Source organism: Nocardioides sp. (assembly GCF_035576065.1).
GTDB lineage: Bacteria > Actinomycetota > Actinomycetes > Propionibacteriales > Nocardioidaceae > Nocardioides.
This window is the reverse complement of sequence record NZ_DATLWX010000011.1, coordinates 1-18,364: the sequence shown is the minus strand read 5'-3', so window position 1 is coordinate 18,364 and position 18,364 is coordinate 1. Positions and strand designations below refer to the sequence as shown.

17 protein-coding genes are annotated in these 18,364 nt (G+C 70.2%); 5 read left to right on the top strand and 12 right to left on the bottom strand.

Annotated elements, in window-relative coordinates; translation table 11 throughout:
* The first annotated feature begins 17 nt into the window (after nt 1-17).
* On the top strand, nt 18-608 hold the full coding sequence (locus VNJ48_RS04715; protein WP_325599616.1) for a helix-turn-helix domain-containing protein: 591 nt from the start codon (nt 18-20) through the stop codon (nt 606-608).
* A gap of 13 nt (nt 609-621) precedes the next feature.
* Here the strand turns inward: VNJ48_RS04715 and cimA are convergent, their stop codons facing one another.
* The 5 genes from cimA to VNJ48_RS04690 all read right to left on the bottom strand — a co-directional run bounded on the left by cimA (nt 622) and on the right by VNJ48_RS04690 (nt 6,420).
* Nucleotides 622-2,235, bottom strand: coding sequence for a citramalate synthase (gene cimA, locus VNJ48_RS04710; protein WP_325599614.1), 1,614 nt, complete (start codon nt 2,233-2,235; stop codon nt 622-624).
* 204 nt (nt 2,236-2,439) lie between these two features.
* Nucleotides 2,440-4,053, bottom strand: a complete 1,614-nt coding sequence (locus VNJ48_RS04705) for a serine/threonine-protein kinase (protein ID WP_325599612.1) — start codon at nt 4,051-4,053, stop codon at nt 2,440-2,442.
* A 35-nt stretch (nt 4,054-4,088) separates the two neighbouring features.
* On the bottom strand, nt 4,089-5,171 hold the full coding sequence (locus VNJ48_RS04700; protein WP_325599610.1) for a branched-chain amino acid aminotransferase: 1,083 nt from the start codon (nt 5,169-5,171) through the stop codon (nt 4,089-4,091).
* 9 nt (nt 5,172-5,180) lie between these two features.
* Nucleotides 5,181-6,260, bottom strand: coding sequence for a 3-isopropylmalate dehydrogenase (locus tag VNJ48_RS04695; protein ID WP_325599608.1), 1,080 nt, complete (start codon nt 6,258-6,260; stop codon nt 5,181-5,183).
* A gap of 10 nt (nt 6,261-6,270) precedes the next feature.
* Nucleotides 6,271-6,420 carry a hypothetical protein gene (locus tag VNJ48_RS04690; protein WP_325599606.1) on the bottom strand — a complete coding sequence of 50 codons (150 nt, stop codon included), beginning with the start codon at nt 6,418-6,420 and terminating at the stop codon, nt 6,271-6,273.
* 401 nt (nt 6,421-6,821) lie between these two features.
* On the opposite strand from VNJ48_RS04690, the gene VNJ48_RS04685 reads away from it, so the two are divergent.
* The gene (locus VNJ48_RS04685) at nt 6,822-7,388 is read left to right on the top strand and encodes an O-methyltransferase (protein WP_325599604.1); all 567 of its coding nucleotides are present in this window, start codon (nt 6,822-6,824) and stop codon (nt 7,386-7,388) included.
* Here the strand turns inward: VNJ48_RS04685 and VNJ48_RS04680 are convergent.
* Nucleotides 7,342-8,043, bottom strand: a complete 702-nt coding sequence (locus VNJ48_RS04680; protein WP_325599602.1) for a hypothetical protein — start codon at nt 8,041-8,043, stop codon at nt 7,342-7,344. The genes VNJ48_RS04685 and VNJ48_RS04680 overlap by 47 nt on opposite strands.
* Before the next feature lie 61 nt (nt 8,044-8,104).
* On the opposite strand from VNJ48_RS04680, the gene VNJ48_RS04675 reads away from it, so the two are divergent.
* Entirely contained in the window at nt 8,105-9,559 is a 1,455-nt protein-coding gene (locus VNJ48_RS04675) for a PLP-dependent aminotransferase family protein (RefSeq protein WP_325599600.1), read from the top strand.
* A 27-nt stretch (nt 9,560-9,586) separates the two neighbouring features.
* Here the strand turns inward: VNJ48_RS04675 and serA are convergent, their stop codons facing one another.
* From serA to efeO, 6 genes are all read right to left on the bottom strand, one after another.
* The gene (serA, locus tag VNJ48_RS04670; RefSeq protein WP_325599598.1) at nt 9,587-11,173 is read right to left on the bottom strand and encodes a phosphoglycerate dehydrogenase; all 1,587 of its coding nucleotides are present in this window, start codon (nt 11,171-11,173) and stop codon (nt 9,587-9,589) included.
* A 73-nt stretch (nt 11,174-11,246) separates the two neighbouring features.
* Nucleotides 11,247-11,951 (bottom strand): DsbA family oxidoreductase, encoded by a 705-nt coding sequence (locus VNJ48_RS04665; RefSeq protein WP_325599596.1) that lies wholly within the window; start codon nt 11,949-11,951, stop codon nt 11,247-11,249.
* 48 nt (nt 11,952-11,999) lie between these two features.
* Nucleotides 12,000-12,653 carry an SDR family oxidoreductase gene (locus VNJ48_RS04660; protein ID WP_325599594.1) on the bottom strand — a complete coding sequence of 218 codons (654 nt, stop codon included), beginning with the start codon at nt 12,651-12,653 and terminating at the stop codon, nt 12,000-12,002.
* A 25-nt stretch (nt 12,654-12,678) separates the two neighbouring features.
* Nucleotides 12,679-14,154: a purine-cytosine permease family protein gene (locus tag VNJ48_RS04655; protein ID WP_325599592.1), complete on the bottom strand. Its 1,476-nt coding sequence runs from the start codon at nt 14,152-14,154 to the stop codon at nt 12,679-12,681.
* Between the two features lie 18 nt (nt 14,155-14,172).
* Nucleotides 14,173-15,396, bottom strand: coding sequence for an iron uptake transporter deferrochelatase/peroxidase subunit (gene efeB / locus VNJ48_RS04650; protein ID WP_325599590.1), 1,224 nt, complete (start codon nt 15,394-15,396; stop codon nt 14,173-14,175).
* Nucleotides 15,397-15,399: 3 nt separating this feature from the next.
* Complete coding sequence (gene efeO / locus VNJ48_RS04645; protein WP_325599588.1) at nt 15,400-16,623, bottom strand: iron uptake system protein EfeO; 1,224 nt, start codon at nt 16,621-16,623, stop codon at nt 15,400-15,402.
* A 169-nt stretch (nt 16,624-16,792) separates the two neighbouring features.
* Between efeO and VNJ48_RS04640 the strand changes: the two genes are divergently transcribed.
* Together VNJ48_RS04640 and VNJ48_RS04635 are read left to right on the top strand one after the other, a co-directional pair.
* Nucleotides 16,793-18,103 carry a DUF4832 domain-containing protein gene (locus VNJ48_RS04640; protein WP_325599586.1) on the top strand — a complete coding sequence of 437 codons (1,311 nt, stop codon included), beginning with the start codon at nt 16,793-16,795 and terminating at the stop codon, nt 18,101-18,103.
* Between the two features lie 132 nt (nt 18,104-18,235).
* Nucleotides 18,236-18,364: ATP-binding cassette domain-containing protein (locus VNJ48_RS04635; RefSeq protein WP_325600189.1), on the top strand; the 129-nt coding region annotated here is incomplete at its 3' end.

Here is an 18,364-nt window from a genome sequence, read left to right as displayed (position 1 = left end):
CCTTCTAGGCTGGCCCCGTGCCCCTCTCCCTTCACCTCGCCGACGACCCGCCGCCCGAGCGGGCGGACGCGGCGCGCAACCGGCACGCGGTCCTGGCAGCTGCGCTGCGTCTCGTGGACCACTGCGGCGTGGACGCGGTCTCGATGGACGCCGTGGCGGCCGAGGCCGGCGTGGGCAAGGGCACCTTGTTCCGTCGCTTCGGGAGCCGGCAGGGACTGATGGCAGCGGTGCTCAACCAGTCCGAGACGCAGTGGCAGGCCGCCGTCCTGTCCGGCCCGGCTCCCCTGGGCCCGGGAGCGCCGGCCAGGGACCGGCTGATCGAGTTCGGGCACACGCGGCTCCGTCTCAACCTCACCCACGGCGCGCTCATCCGGGCTGCGGACCGCGCGGGCTCGCGATCGTATGCCGCCGCCTCCTTCAGCGCGATGCACGTGCGCTACCTCCTCGGCGAGCTCGGCGTGCGCGGCGACATCGCCCTGCTCGCGACGTCACTGCTCGCGCCGTTGGAGGTCCCGATCCTCGAGCAGCAGGTGCACCAGGAACACATCTCCCTCGACCGTATCGAGGCCGCGTGGGACGACCTGGTCGGCCGGGTGATCGACCACTGATCGAGCGAACGGCTCAGCGGTGGTGCTTGCGCAGGCCGAAGGTCAGACCGTCGATGAGAGCACCCCAGGAGGCCTCGATGACGTTGTGGCCCACGCCGACCGTCACCCAGGAGGACTCGCCGTCGGAGGTCTCGATGAGCACCCGGGTGATGGCGTCCGTGCCGTGGCCCTGGTCGAGGATCCGCACCTTGTAATCGATCAGCTCGAACTTCGCGACCTCCGGGAACGCCTGGCTGATGGCCGTGCGCAGGGCCGCGTCCAGGGCGTTGACCGGGCCGTTGCCCTCCGCGGTGACGACGAAGCGGACGCCCTCGGCCGTCAGCTTGACCGTCGCCTCGGACACCGCCTCCTCCCCCGGGCGGGCATGGGTCAGCGTCTCGGTGATGACGCGCCACGACTCGACGTCGAAGTACGACGGCCGGACGCCCTCGACCTCCTCGACGAGGAGCAGCTCGAAGGACGCGTCTGCCGCCTCGAAGGTGTAGCCGCCCTGTTCCATGGCCTTCACCCGCTCGGTCACCCGAGCCACGAGCTCGCGGTCCTCCACGCTGTCGGTGAGGTCGAAGCCGAGCTCGCGGCCCTTGAGCTGGATGGAAGCGCGGCCGGCCATGTCGGAGACGAGGAGCCGCATGTCGTTGCCGACGCCGACCGGGTCCATGTGCTGGTAGAGGAACGGGTCGACCTTGATCGCCGAGGCGTGGAGGCCGGCCTTGTGGGCGAAGGCCGACGTACCGACGTACGGCTGTCGGGAAGCCGGCGGGAAGTTGGTGACCTCGGCGACCGCGTGGGCGATCCGGGTGGCATCGCCCAGCAGCCCCGCGGGGAGCACCTGCTTGTCCAGCTTGAGCTCGAGGTTCGCGACCACCGAGACCAGGTCGGCGTTGCCGGTGCGCTCGCCATAGCCGTTGATCGTCCCCTGCACGTGCGTCGCCCCGGCGTCGACGGCGGCGAGGGTGTTCGCGACGGCGCACCCGGTGTCGTTGTGGCAGTGGATGCCGACCCGCGCCTGGGTGCTGTCGATGACGTCCCGCACGACATCAGAGACCCAGAGCGGCAGCATGCCTCCGTTGGTGTCACACAGCGCAACGACCTCGGCCCCTGCCTCCGCAGCGGTCCGCAGCACCTCCAGGGCGTAGTCACGGTTGGCGCGGTAGCCGTCGAAGAAGTGCTCGGCGTCGAGGAAGACGGTCTGGCCGTGCTCGCGCAGGTGGGTGACGGTGTCACGAACCATCGCGAGGTTCTCCGCCAGCGTGGTGCGCAGCGCGAGCTCCACGTGTCGGTCGTGCGACTTCGCGACCAGCGTCACCACCGACGCGCCGCTCTCGCGCAGGGCCGCGACCTGGGGGTCGTCGGCGGCGGCCACACCGGCTCGGCGCGTCGCCCCGAACGCGGCCAGCCGGGCGTGTCGCAGGTCGAGCTCCTGGCTGGCGCGGCGGAAGAACTCGGTGTCCTTGGGGTTCGCGCCCGGCCAGCCGCCCTCGATGTAGCCCACGCCGAGCCCGTCGAGCTGGCGCGCGATCGTCAGCTTGTCGGCGACGGAGAGGTTGAGCCCCTCCTGCTGCGCACCGTCACGCAGCGTCGTGTCGTAGACGTGGAAGGAGCCCTGCAAGTCGAACGGCTGCGACATCGGAGGCGATCTCTCTCATCGGGTGGATCGGGGCACAAAAAAACCTCCCGGGATCAGGAGGTCGGCGCGAGGGGGTGAACCCGTCGCGCTAGGCAATGATGATGGTGCGGGTGCTGTGCATGACTCCACTGTGTCACGACCAAGGGCGCTTGGTGTCACATCGCCGACCGGTCTCGGATCGCGGTCAGCCCCGGCCAAGGCCCGTCAGGGTTGGAGGTAGGCCGGCAGGCTGAAATCGGCGAAGGGGCGATCATTCGCCGGCGTCCAGTCGGGTCCCTGCGCAGTCGCGGCGGCGGCGAGCCCGGTGGCCGCGGCACAGGTGAGGATCGCCGCGAAGAACCACACCAACGGGCGGGCGCTGATCGGGTGCGACAACCGCTCCACCGGGGACCGAACCCGACGACTGCCCGGCCCCCACCACATCGCGGCGCCGAGCACCACGCCGACGATCCCGAGGCTCGTGAGCATCGACGTGCCGGCCGCGAAGCACAGCAATGCCGCGGCCAGGGCGAGGCCCGTGCTCCAGGTCACCAGCAACAGGGCACCGGGGATCGAGGCCACCGCATGCCACGGCGCGGCGAACAGCACCTGCACGCCGTCGTACCACTTCGTGCCCCGCGTCTGGCGCCGGAGCCCGGCCGAGCTCGCCGCCATCGAGCCGCTGCGCAGGATCCAGATCATCAGGCTGAGCACCAGCAGTGCGAGGTACGGCGCCAGGGCGACGGCGCCGCCGACAACCCCGAGTCCGGTGGCCACGAGCACACCGCGTCGGACCTTCTCGAACGCTCCGACCTCGGTGACCGGGGTGGTGCCGTCGGGCAGCACCCGGGTCGCCTGGCGCTGCGGAGAGGTGTCGAATGACGACTCCCTTGGACCTGAGTCTCGAGAAGACTCAGGTCCAAGGATGCGCGGCGCGACCTCGGTCGGGTCGGTTGCCGTGGCCATCGCTGCCACGGCCAGCGGGATGGTGAACGGATCGTCGGGCAGCGCCTTGGGACGGTCGGGTCCGAGGGTGGCGAACCAGTCGCGCAGCTCGTCCAGCGAGGGCCGGTTGCGCGGCTCGGGCTCGAGGGTGTCCTCGACCACGCGCCGCAGGACCGGGTCGAGCCCGGACAGGTCGTGCTCGCCGCGACGGACACGATCCATGATCGCCATCGAGGGTCCGCGCCCGAACGGCGCCCGGCCGGTGCCGGCGAAGGCGACGGTGCCCCCCCCCCACGAATGCACGTCGGAGGCAGCCGTCGCGTCCTTGCCGAAGAGGATCTCCGGCGCGAGGTAGCCGGGGGTGCCCAGGAGCCAGCCGGTGTGCGTGAGCTTGGGGTCGTCGGCGACCCGAGCGAGGCCGAAGTCGATCAGGATCGGGGTCCGACCCTCCATCAGGATGTTGGAGGGCTTGATGTCGCGGTGGAGGACGCCCACCTCGTGCACCGCCGCCAGCGCCTCGGCGAGGCAGCTCGCGAACCAGATGAGGTCCTGGCCGCTGATGCTGCCCTCTTCGTGGATGTGGTCGTGCAGCGAGAGGCCCGGGACGTAGCGGGTCGCGACATAGGGGATGTCACCCCACGGGTCGGCGTCGAGGATCTCGGCGACGCGACGCGACTTGACCCGCGTCAGGGAGGACACCTCACGCGCCAGGCGCCGGCGTGCCTCGTCGTCCCCGACGATGTGCGGGCGCAGCACCTTGAGCGCGACGCGCTGCCCGCCGGGCTTGCAGGCCAGGTGGACCACGCCCATCCCACCCTCGCCGAGACGGGTCAGGAGCTCGTAGTCGCCCACACGCAGACCCGGAGGGGCCTGCTCGGGGCGGGAGGTGGTCACGGAACGAGATTACCGGTCCGGACCCTCCGAACTCGTCAGCCGACCGGGTGCATCCAGCCGAAGGTGTCGTCCGCCCGGCCGAACTGGACGTCGACGAGCGCCTGCCGGATCCTCATCGTCAGCTCGGTGGAGGCCGGTGCCGGCACCTCGCCGCCGGCCCACTTCAACGAGCCGACGGGCGTCACGACCGCGGCCGTCCCGCACGCGAAGATCTCGGTGATCGCCCCGCTGCGCACGCCGTCGCGCCACTCGTCGATCGAGAACTTCCGCTCTTCCACCTGGTGGCCGAGCTTCCCGGCAAGCTCCATGATCGAGGCGCGGGTGATGCCTTCGAGGATCGTCCCGGTCGCCGGGGTGACGATGCGGGCGTCGTCGAAGACGTAATACATGTTCATGCCGCCGAGCTCCTCGACGTAGGTCCCCTCCTGGGAGTCGAGGAAGACAACCTGGTCGCACCCGTGGGCGGTGGCCTCCTGCTGGGCCACGAGGGAGCTGGCGTAGTTGCCGCCGGTCTTCGCCGCGCCCATGCCGCCGCGACCGGCACGGGTGTAGTCCTCGGTCAGCCACAGGGTGACCGGCTTGACCCCGCCCTTGAAGTAGGCCCCTGCAGGGGACGCGATCACCATGAACGTGACGTGCTGGGCCGGGCGCACCCCGAGGAAGGTCTCACTGGCGAACATGAAGGGTCGCAGGTAGAGGCTCTTCTCTCCCCCACCGTCCGCGTTGTCCGCCACCCAGCGCTCGTCCACCTTGACGAGCGCCTCGACGGCAGCGACGAAGTCCTCGACCGGCAGCTCGGGAAGGGCGAGGCGCTGCGAGGACCGGATCATCCGCCTGCCGTTCTCCTCCGGCCGGAACAGGTGCACGGAGCCGTCGGGGTGGCGGTAGGCCTTCATCCCCTCGAACGTCTCCTGCGCGTAGTGCAGGACGGCCGTCGCGGGGTCGAGGGTCAACGGGCCGTACGGCGTCACGCGGGCGTCGTGCCACCCGCGGTCCGGCGTCCACTCGATCGTCACCATGTGATCGGTGAAGTGGATGCCGAATCCGGGGCTCGCCAGGATCTCGGCCAGCCGGGCGTCGTCGACCGGGTGCGGGTTGGCGGTGGTGCTGATGTCCATGGCGTCAGGCTAACGGTTGAGGCGGGCAGCGATCGCGTCGCCGACCTCGGAGGTCCGCCGCGTCGTGCCGGGCTCGCGAGCAGCCAGGTCCGCCAGCACGGCTGCCTCCACGGCGGCCGAGGCCTCGCGGTGACCGAGATGGTCGAGCAGCAGGGAGACCGACAGGATCGCCGCAGTGGGGTCGGCCAGCTGCTGCCCGGCGATGTCGGGCGCCGAGCCGTGCACCGGCTCGAACATCGACGGCGCCGTGCGATCGGGGTTGATGTTTCCGCTCGCTGCGAGCCCGATGCCGCCGGTGATGGCGGCGGCAAGGTCGGTGATGATGTCGCCGAAGAGGTTGTCGGTGACGATCACGTCGAACCGCGACGGGTTGGTCGTCAGGTGGATCATCGCCGCATCGACGTGCATGTAGTCGGTCGTCACGCTGGGGTGCTCCGCAGCGACCTGCTCGAACAGACGCCACCACACCGAGCCCGCGTGCACCAGGACATTGGTCTTGTGGACCAGGGTCAGGTGCTTGCGCGGGCGACGCTCGGCACGCGCGAAGGCGTCGCGGATCACGCGCTCCACGCCGAACGCGGTGTTGACCGACACCTCGGTCGCCACCTCGGCCGGTGTGCCGACGCGCAGCGATCCACCGTTGCCCGTGTAGGGGCCTTCGGTGCCCTCGCGTACGACCACGAAGTCGACGTCGCCAGGGTCGGCCAGGGGGGACGGCGTTCCGGGGAAGAGCCGGCTCGGGCGCAGGTTGACGTAGTGGTCGAGCTCGAAGCGGAGCTTCAGGAGCAGTCCGCGCTCGAGGATGCCGGGGGGCAGGTCGGGGTCGTTGGGCTTGCCGCCGACCGCGCCGAGCAGGATCGCGTCGTGCTGCCGGATCTCGGCGAGCACGGAGGTGGGAAGGACGTCCCCGGTCGCGAGGTAGTTCTCCGCGCCGAGCACGTAGTGGGTCTGCTCGAACTTGACCGGGGCGTCGACCGCCTCCAGCACCTTGAGGGCCTCGGGGGTGACCTCCCGGCCGATGCCGTCGCCCGGGATGACGGCGAGCTGGACGGTGCCGGCGCTGCTGGCGAGGTCTGGTGCGGATGTCATGGCGACGAACCTAGTTGTCGTCGGGGCGCTGCCCGCCGTTGTCTCGCAGGTCAAGCGACTCCTGGACCGCGGTCATCGTCGCATCGCTGCTGCGCGGGTTGTCGGGGCGGTGCTTGGCGGGTCCCCAGTCGGGATAGAGGTCGTACACGGGAGTCTCCAATGAGAGATGGGTCGAGTGATGAGATGTCCGTACGCCGCGCGGCGGGTGTCGCTCGACCCCGCTCATGGATCACACGAGCGAGGTCGGGCCGATGGCCTGCGGATCGCGCGAGGTGGGTCGGAGCGAGATCCGCCGCGAGGCGTTGACGAGGCCGGTCGAACAGAGGCACGTCAGGGGTGGCACGGCAGGGTGTGAACCACCACTGCTGACAAGGCCACGTCCACGCCGAACACCGCGACGAGTGGGCCTTGTCTGTTAGGCCTCGCCGCGGCGGTCAATAAGTACGTAGACGCTGCGCATGGTGGAGACAGCCTACGACGGGCCCGGGTCGCTCGCAGTCGCATTGGCGTTCGTGTTCACGATGCGAGACACGCGTCTTGTCATGAAAGACTCACCCCCTCATGAGTGCCCCGCCAGTTCTCCCCGACATCGTCTACCGCGCCTTCGACGTCTCCCGCAAGGCGGGGTACGTCTCCTTCTGTCGCAACGAGACCGGGCGACTGCTCGCCGCGCTCGCCGCGACCCGCAGTGGCACGCTCGCCGAGTTCGGCACCGGCTGCGGGGTCGGCACCGCCTGGCTGCGCAGCGGTGTCCGCAACGGCGCCAAGATCGTCACGGCCGAGCTCAACCCGCGGCTGGCGACGGCAGCCGCCGAGATCTTCGAGGACGACGAGAGCGTCGAGGTGCTCGAGGCCGACTGGTCCACCCTTCACGACCGCGGACCCTACTCACTGCTCTTCCTCGACTCCGGCGACCCCGAGTCGGTCCGCGTCGACGCCGTCGTCGACCTCCTGGAGCCAGGCGGGATCGTGGTGCTCGACGACTTCACCCCCTGCGAGATGTGGCCGCCGATCTCCTACGGCCGCGTGGACACCTTGCGCGAGGAGTGGCTCACCGACGAGCGGTTCACGGCCGTCGAGGTCATGATCGCCCCCGACGCGTCAGCGGTCGTGGCGACGCGTCGCTGACGTCGACCGTGCACCACGGCAGCATCAGCTGCGCCAGCGGCCCGATCGCGAGGGCGTAGAGGACGGTGCCCAGCCCGAGGACGCCGCCGAGCAGCAGTCCGATCAGGACCACCGACACCTCCAGAGCCGTGCGCACCAGGCGAAGGGACAAGCCGGTCCGGCGCGACAGACCTGTCATCAGGCCGTCGCGCGGCCCGCGACCGAACTGCGACCCGATGTAGAGCGCAGTCGCCAGGGCGTTGAGCACCACACCGGCGACGAGCAGGACCAGCCGCATCCACAGTGCGTCCGGCTCGGCCAGCACGGCCAGGGCTGCATCCGCCGCCAGGCCCACGATGATCGCGTTGGCGATCGTACCGATGCCCGGCTTCTCGCGCAGCGGGATCCAGAGCAGGAGCACCACGAAGCTGAGCAGCACCACCGCCTGGCCCAGGGTGATCGGCACGTGCCGGATGAAGCCGGAGTGCAGGACGTCCCACGGCGCCAGCCCGAGCGTCCCGCGGACCATCATGGCCAGCGAGGCGCCGTACAGAACGAGACCGATGAGCAGCTGGGGGATCCGGCGACCCAGCTGGCCGGCCTGCAGCTGCGCAACGGGGCCGAGGTCGACGAGGACTCGGGGGGCGGAGGGGAGGGCGGGGGCGGTTGAGCTCATGTCAGAAGTCTGACAGCAATTGGCCTTCTGCTCGATAGCCAATCGTGCAAGAGTGGACTGCATGACGCGAACCATCACGGCCAAACGAGTGGCCACCCTGGTCGGCCCGCTGAGTGGCGCCGAGCGCCCGCTCTACATCGACCTGGCCGAGCACCTCCGTCTGCTCATCGGTGAGGGACGGATCCCGGCGGCCACCCGGCTGCCCAGCGAGCGCGAGCTCACCGCCGCTCTCGGCGTCAGTCGCACGACGGTCACCCGCGCCTACGCCGAGCTGCGTGATGGGGAGTACGCCGAGTCGCGCCGCGGCTCCGGCACCGTGACCCGGCTGCCGCTGCGCGCACAGTCCGTCACGGATCGCATCTTCGCCCCGTGGTCGCAGGACCCGGACGTCATCGACCTCAACTGCGCGGCGCCGAGCGCGCCCGCCGGCGTGTCGGCGGCCTACCTCGCGGCCCTGGCCGACCTGCCGCCGTACCTCTCCAGTCATGGCTACTACCCCGCCGGGCTGACCCGGCTGCGGGAGGTCCTGGCCGAGACCTATGCCGAACGAGGTCTCCCGACGACCCCTGAGCAGATCATGGTGACCAGCGGCGCCCTGGCGGGTGCGGCCGTGCTGGCCCAGGCCCTGACCGCACCGGGCGACCGCGTGGTCGTCGAGGACCCGGTCTATCCCAACGCCACCCAGGCCCTGGGGCACCGCAGCGCCCGGTTGGTCCCGGCGCCGGTGGACCCCGACGGCTGGGACCTGGCCGCCACGGCTGCCATCGTGCGCCAGGCGGCGCCCCGGCTCGCCTACCTGATCCCGGACTTCCAGAACCCCACCGGGCTGGTGATGGGTGATGAGCAGCGCGCCGAATACGCGGCCGCCCTGAGAGCCGCCCGGGTGACGCCGGTGGTGGACGAGGCCCACGCGGCCCTGGCCCTCGACGGGCAGGACATGCCGGCGCCGTTCGCAGCCCACTCCCCCGCCGCGATCACCATCGGGAGTGCCAGCAAGCAGTTCTGGGGCGGACTGCGCCTCGGCTGGCTCCGGGTGCCGGAGCCGATGATGCCGGCGCTGCTCCAGGCGAGGATGAGCCTGGACCTCGGTGCGCCGCTGCTCGAGCAGCTCGCCCTGGTGCACCTGATCGAGGACCGGCACGCGGTGTGGGCAGCCAACCGGGAGCGCCTGCGTCGACAGCGCGACGTGCTGCTCGACGCCCTGGACACCCAGCTGCCCGACTGGACGTTCCATCGGCCCACGGGTGGGTTGGCGGTGTGGTGCCAGCTCCCCGCCCCCCGCGCCAGCGCGTTGGTGGTCGAGGCGCAGCGGCTCGGCGTCGTGGTCGCGGCCGGACGCGTGTTCGCCGTCGAAGGCGGCCTCGAGCAGTTCGTCCGGCTGCCGTGGACACGACCGGTCGACGAGCTCGAGCAGGCTGTCAGCCGACTCGCCCAGGCGTGGGCACAGGTGGCGGCCCAGTCGTCGAGGTCGGGTGCGGCGGTCGGGGAGCTCCCCGACCGCCTCACCGTTGCCTGAGCGAGCGCCGGCCAGCGCCCACCGGCCTCAGACGAGGTCGGCGGCCCGCACCGAGACGGCGTCGATGGCCGCCTCGATCTCGGCCAGCGTCTCGCCCGGGATGGCGGAGTCGACCGAGAGCGCCACGAGGGCCTCGCCGCCCTTGTCCTGACGCGAGACCTGCATGCCGGCGATGTTGACGCCGGCGTCGCCGAGGATGTTTCCGACGGTGCCGACCATGCCGGGTCGGTCCGCGTAGGTGAAGAACGCCAGGTGGTCGGTGGGCTCGATGTCGATCTCGAAGCCGTTGACCTCGACCAGCCGCTCCTTCTGGCCGATGCCCACGAGCGTGCCGCTGACCGAGACCTGCGAGCCGTCCGCCAAGGTGCCGCGGATGGTGATCAGGTTGCGGTGGTCGGGGCTCTCCGAGTCGGTCACCAGGCGCACCGCGGTGCCGCGCTCGGCCGCGAGGAGAGGCGCGTTGACGTAGGAGACCTGGTCCTCGACGACGTCGGAGAAGACGCCCTTGAGCGCCGCCAGCTCGAGCACCTTGACGTCGAACTCGGTGATCTCACCGCGGACCTCGACGTCGAGCTGCTGGGCGACCTCGCCGGCGAGGGCGGTGAAGACGCGACCGAGCTTCTCGGTGAGCGGGATGCCGGGACGGACGTCCTCGGCGATGACGCCGCCCTGGACGTTGACCGCGTCCGGGACGAGCTCACCGTCGAGTGCGAGGCGCACCGACTTCGCAACTGCGATGCCGGCCTTCTCCTGGGCCTCGTCGGTGGAGGCCCCGAGGTGCGGCGTGGCGACGACGTTCTCGAGCTCGAAGAGCGGGCTGTCGGTGCACGGCTCCTTGGCGAAGACGTCGATCCCGGCGGCCGCGATCTGGCCGGTCTTGAGTGCGTCGTAGAGCGCTGCCTCGTCGACGATGCCGCCGCGGGCGGCGTTGACGAGCACGAGGGAGTTCTTGGCCTTGGTGAGCTGCTCGGCGCCGATCAGCCCCACGGTCTCGGGGGTCTTGGGCAGGTGCACGCTCATGAAGTCGGCCTCGGCGAGCAAGGTGTCGAGGTCGACCAGGCGCACGCCCATCTGGGCGGCGCGGCCGGCCTGCACGTAGGGGTCGTAGGCGATGACCTTCATCCCGAAGGCGCTCAACCGCTGCGCCACGAGCACGCCGATGCGGCCCAGACCGACGATGCCGACGGTCTTCTCGTAGAGCTCGATGCCGGTGTACTTCGAGCGCTTCCACTCCCCGCCCTTGAGCGCGGCGTGAGCGGGGCTGACGTGTCGCGCGGCAGCGAGCATCAGTGCGACGGCCAGCTCGGCAGCGGAGACGATGTTGGACGTCGGGGCGTTGACGACCATGACCCCGGCCTGGGTGGCTGCCTTGACGTCGACGTTGTCGAGACCGACACCCGCGCGGGCCACGACCTTGAGCCTCTTGGCGGCAGCGAGTGCCTCGGCGTCGACCTTGGTGGCCGAGCGCACGAGGATGGCATCGACGTCGGTGATGGCCGACAGCAGCTCGGCACGGTCGGCACCGTCGCAGGTGCGGATCTCGAAGTCGGGGCCGAGGGCCTCGACGGTGGCGGGGCTCAGCTCTTCGGCGATGAGGACGACAGGCTTGCTCACAGCGGGTTCCTTCGATGTCGGGTGATCGAGGTCTGCACGACGCTGTGCTCGGCCCAGCGTACAAGGTGCTGGCTCAGACGGGGCACCCGTCCGGTCCGCAGGCATCGCCGTCGCCGACCAGCTGCAGCGCCGGGTGCGACTGCTGCCAGGCCTGCTTCAGGACTTGGCTGAACACGTCGGCCGGCTGGGCACCCGAGACGCCGAACGCGTTGTCGATCACGAAGAACGGCACGCCGTTGGCACCGAGGGAACGAGCCCGCTCGATGTCGGCCACCACGTCGTCGGCGTGCTCGTCGCTCGCCAGCACCCGGTCGACCTCGGCACCGTCGAGGCCGGCGGAGGTCGCCACCTCACGGAGCACGTCGTGGTCGGCGACGTTGCGGGCTTCGAGGAAGTATGCCGACAGCAGCGCCTCCTTCACCGCGCCCTGCAGCTCCCGACCGCCCCGGTGGAGCGCGAGGTGGATCAACCGGTGGGCGTCGAGGGTGTTGACGTGGAGGGTCTCGGAGAGCCGGAACGCCAACCCGTCGTCAGCCGCCACTGAAGTCACCTGGTCCTGCATCTCCCTCGCGCCTTCCGCGCTCCGGCCGTACTTCCGCGCCAGCATCACGCTGGTGGACTCGGTTGGCTGGGTCGGGGCTCCCGGGTCGAGCTGGAAGGAGTGCCAGACGACCTCGACGTCGTCAGCGTGCTCGAAGGTGCCGAGCGCCGCCTCGAGGCGGCGCTTGCCGATGTAGCACCAGGGACAGACCACGTCGGACCAGATGTCGATGCGCATGTAGGCCGCAACGGCGACCGCCGAGAGGTTGTTCCCGCTCCCCCGGGCTCAGCTGCCCGCGACAGCGTCGGCGACGGAGGTGTCGCCGGAGACGAGGTCCCACTGCGCCCCGATCCCGGCGCCCGAATCGACGACCTCTGCGATGACAGCAGCAACGTCAGCCCGCGGCACCTCGGCCCGGGAGACGTCCTGGCCCAGCTCCACCAGTCCGGTGCCCGGGTCGTCGGTCAGCAGTCCGGGTCGGATGATCGTCCAGTCGAGCCCACTGTCGCGCAGGGCCGCGTCGGCGTCGCGCTTCGCCTCGACGTACGCCCGCCAGACCGGGCTGGCGGAGTCGGGGACCGGCTCGTCGACGTTGATGGCCGAGACCTGGACGAAGCGACGGATGCCTGTCTCACGGGCCGCCTCGATCGACTTCAGCGAGCCCTCCAGGTCGACGGTGCGCTTGCGCTCGATGTCACCGTCCGGGCCGCCGCCGGCCAGGAATATCACCGTGTCTGTGTCCTCGAAGACGCCCGCGAAGTCGCCGGCCGTGCTGTGCTCGATGTCGAGGAGCCGGACGGCGGCCCCCGTCGCCTCGAGCCGGTTGCGGTAGGACTCCGACCGCACGAGCGCCACCGGGGTGTGTCCGCGCGCCACCAGCAGGGGGTGCAGCAGGCGGGCGATCTGGCCGTTTCCTCCGACGATGGCAAGGGTGCTCATGCACGCCACCTTGCCACGCCGAAGATCAGGCCACTTCCTGTCGAGCCACCGTGGAGCGGCGAGCGATCACGGTGACGACGAACCCGAGCACGAGCGCGGCGAGAACGCCGAGGTTGGCGAACGCCCACGCTCCCTCCTTGCCGCCGAGGCCGAGCGGCCCGAGGAGGTAGCCCTGCCAGTTGTTCCACGACGCGTCGTCGGAAAAGAAGTTGATGACGAGTCCCCAGCCGACGGCCGAGGCGCCGACGAAGGTGCCCAGGGCGATCCAGTCGAAGGCGCCGTACCGACCATTCGCATCGAAGAGCGCCTCGTCGTCGTAGTCACGCTTGCGCAGCACCAGATCGGCGATCACGATCCCGGCCCACGCGGCCAGCGGGACGCCCAAGGTGATCAGGAAGCTCTGGAACGGGGCGATGAAGCTCTCGGCGAAGAACACGACGTAGATCGTGCCGAGAGTCAGCAGCACGCCGTCGACGCCCGCGGCCTGGGGGCGCTTCAGCTTCACACCGAGCGAGAGCAACGTCAGTCCCGAGGAGTAGATGCCGAGCACGGCGCCGCTGACGAGCGACAGGATGGCCGCGAGCAGGAACGGCACGAGCGCCCAGGTGGGCAACAACGTGGCGAGCGTGCCGATCGGGTCGAGCTCGACACCGGCGAGCAGCTCGGGCGACGAGCCGGCCAACGCAAGGCCGAAGACCACCAGGATGACGGGGGCCACGGCCCCGCCGAACGTGTTCCAGGCGACGATCGAGGAGCCGGACGCGGTCCGCTTCTGGTAGCGCGACCAGTCGGCCGCGATGTTGATCCAGCCGATGCCGAAGCCGGTCATCACCATCACGAACGCGCCGATCACGGCCTGCGTGGAGCCGGCCGGGATGTCCTGGACGGCCGCCCAGTTGATGTCGTCGACGGTGAGCGCCATGTAGAGCACGGTGACGATCCCGGTGACCCAGGTCAGCACGGACTGCATCTTCATGATGACGTGGTAGCCAGCGACGCTGGCGGCGACGATGAGCGCAGCCACCACGACAGCGGCCACGACCTTGGTGCCGGTGCCACCGCCCCATCCCAGCCTGGTGAAGATCGTCGCGGTGGCCAGCACGGCCAGGATGGCCAGGAAGGTCTCCCAACCGATCGAGACCAGCCAGGAGATCACGCCGGGCACCCTCTGGCCGCGTACGCCGAAGGCGGCCCGACTGAGGATCATCGTCGGTGCCGAGCCACGCTTGCCGGCGATCGCAACCACGCCGCACAGGGCGAACGAGATCACCACGCCCAGCACCGTCACGAGCACGCCCTGCCAGAAGGAGATCCCGAAGTAGAGGATGAACGCGGCATAGCTGAGCCCGAAGACGCTCACGTTGGCCGCGAACCACGGCCAGAAGAGGTCGCGCGGGCGCGCCGTCCGGTCGTGCTCGTCGATGATCTCGATGCCGGTCTGCTCGACACCGAGTCGCCGGGTCGTGTCCAGGCCGGAGCCCGGGGCCGTTGCGTTGCTCATGGACCCATGATGCACCGCTCAGGCGAAGAGCCGCTGACCGACATACTCCCCACGCGCGATGCCGCCGGGCACCGCGAAGAGCGCGGACCCGGTGTGCTGGACGTATTCCTGCATCAGGTCGTTGCCGGAGATCGAGGTCTGTATGGGGATGTAGTGACTGCGAGGGTCGGTGACGTAGGCCAGGAAGAACAGGCCGGCGTCGAGGCGACCGAGCGCGTTGGAGCCGTCGACGAAGTTGTAGCCGCGCCGCAGCAACCGCACCCCGGCGTTTGCGCTCGGATGGGCCAGCGCGACGTGCGAGTCAGGATGGACGAGCGGCCCGTCACTCCCCTCGAGCACGAAGTCCGGGTCGTCGTGCTCCCTGCCACCGGACAGCGGAGCGCCGGTGGTCTTCGTGCGACCGATGACGTGCTCCTGCTCCTGGAGCGTCTGCCGGTCCCAGGTCTCGACGGTCATGTTGATGCGGCGTGCGACGAGGTAGGACCCGCCTGCCAGCCACGAGCCGTCGTCGACCCACACGTGCTCGTCGAGGTCGGGCTGCTCGTCAGCCTTGAGGTTCATCGTGCCGTCCTTGAAGCCGAACAGGTTGCGGGGGGTCTGCTCGTCGCGCGTCGTGCTGGAGGTCTTGCCGAAGCCGAGCTGCGACCACCGCACGGCGACCGTGCCGAAGCCGATCCGGACGAGATTGCGGACGGCGTGCACTGCCACCTGCGGGTCGTCGGCACACGCCTGCACGCAGAGGTCGCCGCCGGAGCGCGCCGGGTCGAGGTTGTCGCCGGGGAAGTGCGGCAGGTCCACGAGCCCTGCTGGGAGCCGGCCAGCAAGACCGAAGCGGTCGTCGAAGAGCGAACGACCGAAGCCGAACGTGATGGTGAGCCGGCTTGATGGCAGACCGACGGCCTCGCCCGTGTCGTCGGGTGGCCGGTCGTACGTCGACGTGTCTGGCCCCGCAGGTCGACCGGCCATCATCTCCGCAGCCGCCGCAGTCCACGCCCGGAGCAGGCCGACCAGGGCCTCTCGGTCGTCGGTGAGGACGTCGAAGCTCGCCAGGTGCAACCGGTCCTGCACCGGCGTGACGATGCCGGTCTGGTGTTCGCCGTACAGGTCGAAGGTCGGCGGCGGTCCTGCGGAGGCGGGATCGCCGTCCTGGACCGCCCGCCCGGTGCCGAAGCCGATGGCGGCCGCGCCTGCCCCCGCGGCACCGAGGCTGCCGAGCAGGCCGCGACGAGAGAGTCCCGACACGCCTCAGACCACCGCCGTCGCGAGCCTGGAGAGCGGCTCGCTCAAGGCGTTGACCGCGTCGGAGAGGCGCTTGACCTCGGTTGCGGACAAATCGTCGTACGACACGAATCCGTCACCCTGACGCGTGTCGTCCAGCAGGACCTGCAGCTCCTCGAAACGGGTCGCGATCTGCTCGGCGAGCTCCGGGTCGTGCTGCTCCACGATCGGCTGCACCCCCTCGAACGCAACGCGTGCGCCGTCGACGTTGGCCTGGAAGTCGTAGAGGTCGGTCCGCGACCAGTACTCCTCCTCGCCGGTGACCTTGCCGGTGGCGACCTCGTCGAGGAGGCCGCGTGAGCCGTTGGCGATCTGGTCGACGGTGTAGGTGAGACCGGGGACGCGGGTGGCGAGCTCCTCGGTGTTGGCCATGAGGTCACGGGCGTAGGTGCCGCGCTCGCGGGCAGTGAGCGGGGTGTAGTCCTCGGCGCGCTGGGGCCAGAGGTCCTTCTCGATCAGGTGCCAGCCAGTCCACTTCTCGCCCTGCGCGAGGTCCGCCTCACGGGCGTCGATCTTCGGGTCGAGGTCGCCGAACGACTCGGCCACGGTCTCGATCCGCTCCCAGTGCGTGCGGGCCACGGGGTAGAGCGCGCGGGCCGCGTCGTCGTCACCGGACCGGTAGAGGTCGACGAACTCCCTCGTCCGGGCCACGAGCTGATCGGTCTGGTCCTCGACGTAGGCCGCGTAGTTGACCAGCGCCTGGTCGACCAGCCGGGCATCGCCGGCAGTGACCGTGACGTCCTCGCTCGACCTGGTCGCGGTGAAGTCGGCGCGGATGCCTTCACCGGCCATGCCGGGCTTGCAGGCCGTGACGTAGTCGCCCTCCGGGACCACCACGGTCAGGTCCCGGGTCAGGCCCGGTCCGATGTTCTCGACCTCGCCGACGACGCGCAGGCCGTCCGGGGCCAAGAGATAGAACTCGGTCACGTCGGCCCCGGTGTTCTCGACGCTGAACGTGAGCGTGCCGGCCCGTGCCTCGGCCGCCGACAGCCGGCAGGCCTCCTCAGAGGACTCCACCGCGATGGCGGTCGGGCTGGCTGCGTCGTGCGAGGTGGGATCACGGTCCGAGTCCTGGGCGCAGCCGGAGAGCAGCAGGGCGGTCGTCAACGCGACGGGCAGCAGGATCGTCCGGGTGAGCGGTGCGGGCGCGAGGTGGTGCGAGGGCGGCGTACGGCGATGGGTGATGAGCACGTGGACGAACCTAGCATTGAGTTAGGTTAGCCTTACCTACTAGGTCTTGACTTTCGCGAACTGCCTCCTTCAGGGCCGCGACGGACGTAGCGTCAGGAATCCCAACGCCGAATCGGTGACAGGTCCCCACGTGCCTCGACCAGCCCCCCGCGCGCCCGTGCGTGCATGCATGCGCATCCTGACCCTGGCCTCGCTGCTGCTCGCGGTGCTGGCACTTCCGGGGACCGCAACCGCCGGCGACGACAGGACGTTCACACCGAAGCCGTTGCCGTGGTCGGCACCCGACCTCCCGAACTCGTTCCGAGGTCTCTACGCCTGGCTGGGTGCCGAGGGCCCCGACGGGTGGGCCACGCCTGACGTCTACTACCGCGACCAGGTCTACTGGGGTCGCATCCAGCCCAGCGACGGCGCCTACGACTTCTCCTGGTTCGATGCCGGCCTCGCCGCAGCCGAGGCGCGTGGGGGCAGGTTCGGCTTCCGTGTCATGGCGTACTGCCCCGGCTGCTGGATGCACCACCGCGACGACTTCCCGGCCGTCACTCCGCCGTTCGTCCCACTTCAGCCCGGCACCGACATCCCGGACTGGAACAGCGAGGCGTTCCTGGCCGGGTGGGAACAGCTGATGGCGGACCTCGGTGCCCGCTACGGCGACGACCCCCGACTGGGTTGGGTCGACGTCGGCGGCTACGGCAGCTGGGGCGAGGGCCACACCAACGGCGACGGGGCCGCCATCACCAGGGCCAGCAGCCGTCGCGTCATCGCTGCTGTGCTGCAGGCGTTCGGCACGAAGCACGTCGTGGTGAATGCAATGGACCCGACGTTCGTGGATACGGCACTCGACCTGAGCGACCGCATCGGTCTGCGCACCGACTGCCTCGGCGAGCGCGACATGTTCTCGCTGATCCCGTCGAGCACGTTGCTCCAGCAGGTGTGGAAGCGGGCGCCGGTCGTCAGCGAGTGGTGCGGCACCGGCACGACGAGCCCGAGCCTGGGCGCCCAGCAGGTCCGGCAGTTCCACGTGTCGCAGATCTCCAGCGGCAACCTCGACGTCGCATACGCCGACATGACGCCCCGAGAGGCAGCGGGATGGCGTGACGCGGTCAAGCACAGCGGGTACCGCTACGCGCTGCGCAGCCTCACCCTGCCCCGCGCGCTGCAGTCCCGGAGCACCGTCAAGGTCCGCTCGGTCTGGAAGAACCTGGGTTCTGCCCCGACGTACGACGCGTGGCAGGTGCGCCTCGAGTTCCGCAGGCGAGACGGCTCGCTCGCTGGCCATGCCCGGTTGCCGGTGGACCTGCGCAGGGTCCTGCCCGGCACCCGCACGCACCCGGGGAGGGTCACCGTCCCGGCGCTCAGGGCGGGGCGCTACACGCTGGTCCTGAGCGTGCCCTCGACCGACGGCTACCTGGCGCCGATGTCGTTGGCGCTCGCGTCGCGGACGGGTGACGGCTACGTCTTGGGCAGGGTCACGGTCGACTGAGCGCGCTCTCGAACCGATGCCACCCCTCAGGGTCCGGCCGGTGGGGCTCAGGGTTGGGCTGGGGTCGGATGAGGGCACGGCCGGGGTCCTGTCCTGATGTGCTGATCGTCGCGCATCGCCAGGGTTGACCCCATGATCACTGTTGAGTCACTGACCCGGAGGTACGCCGGCTTCACCGCCGTCGACAACGTCTCCTTCACCGCCCAGCCCGGTCGCGTCACCGGCTTCCTCGGCCCCAACGGCGCCGGAAAATCCACCACC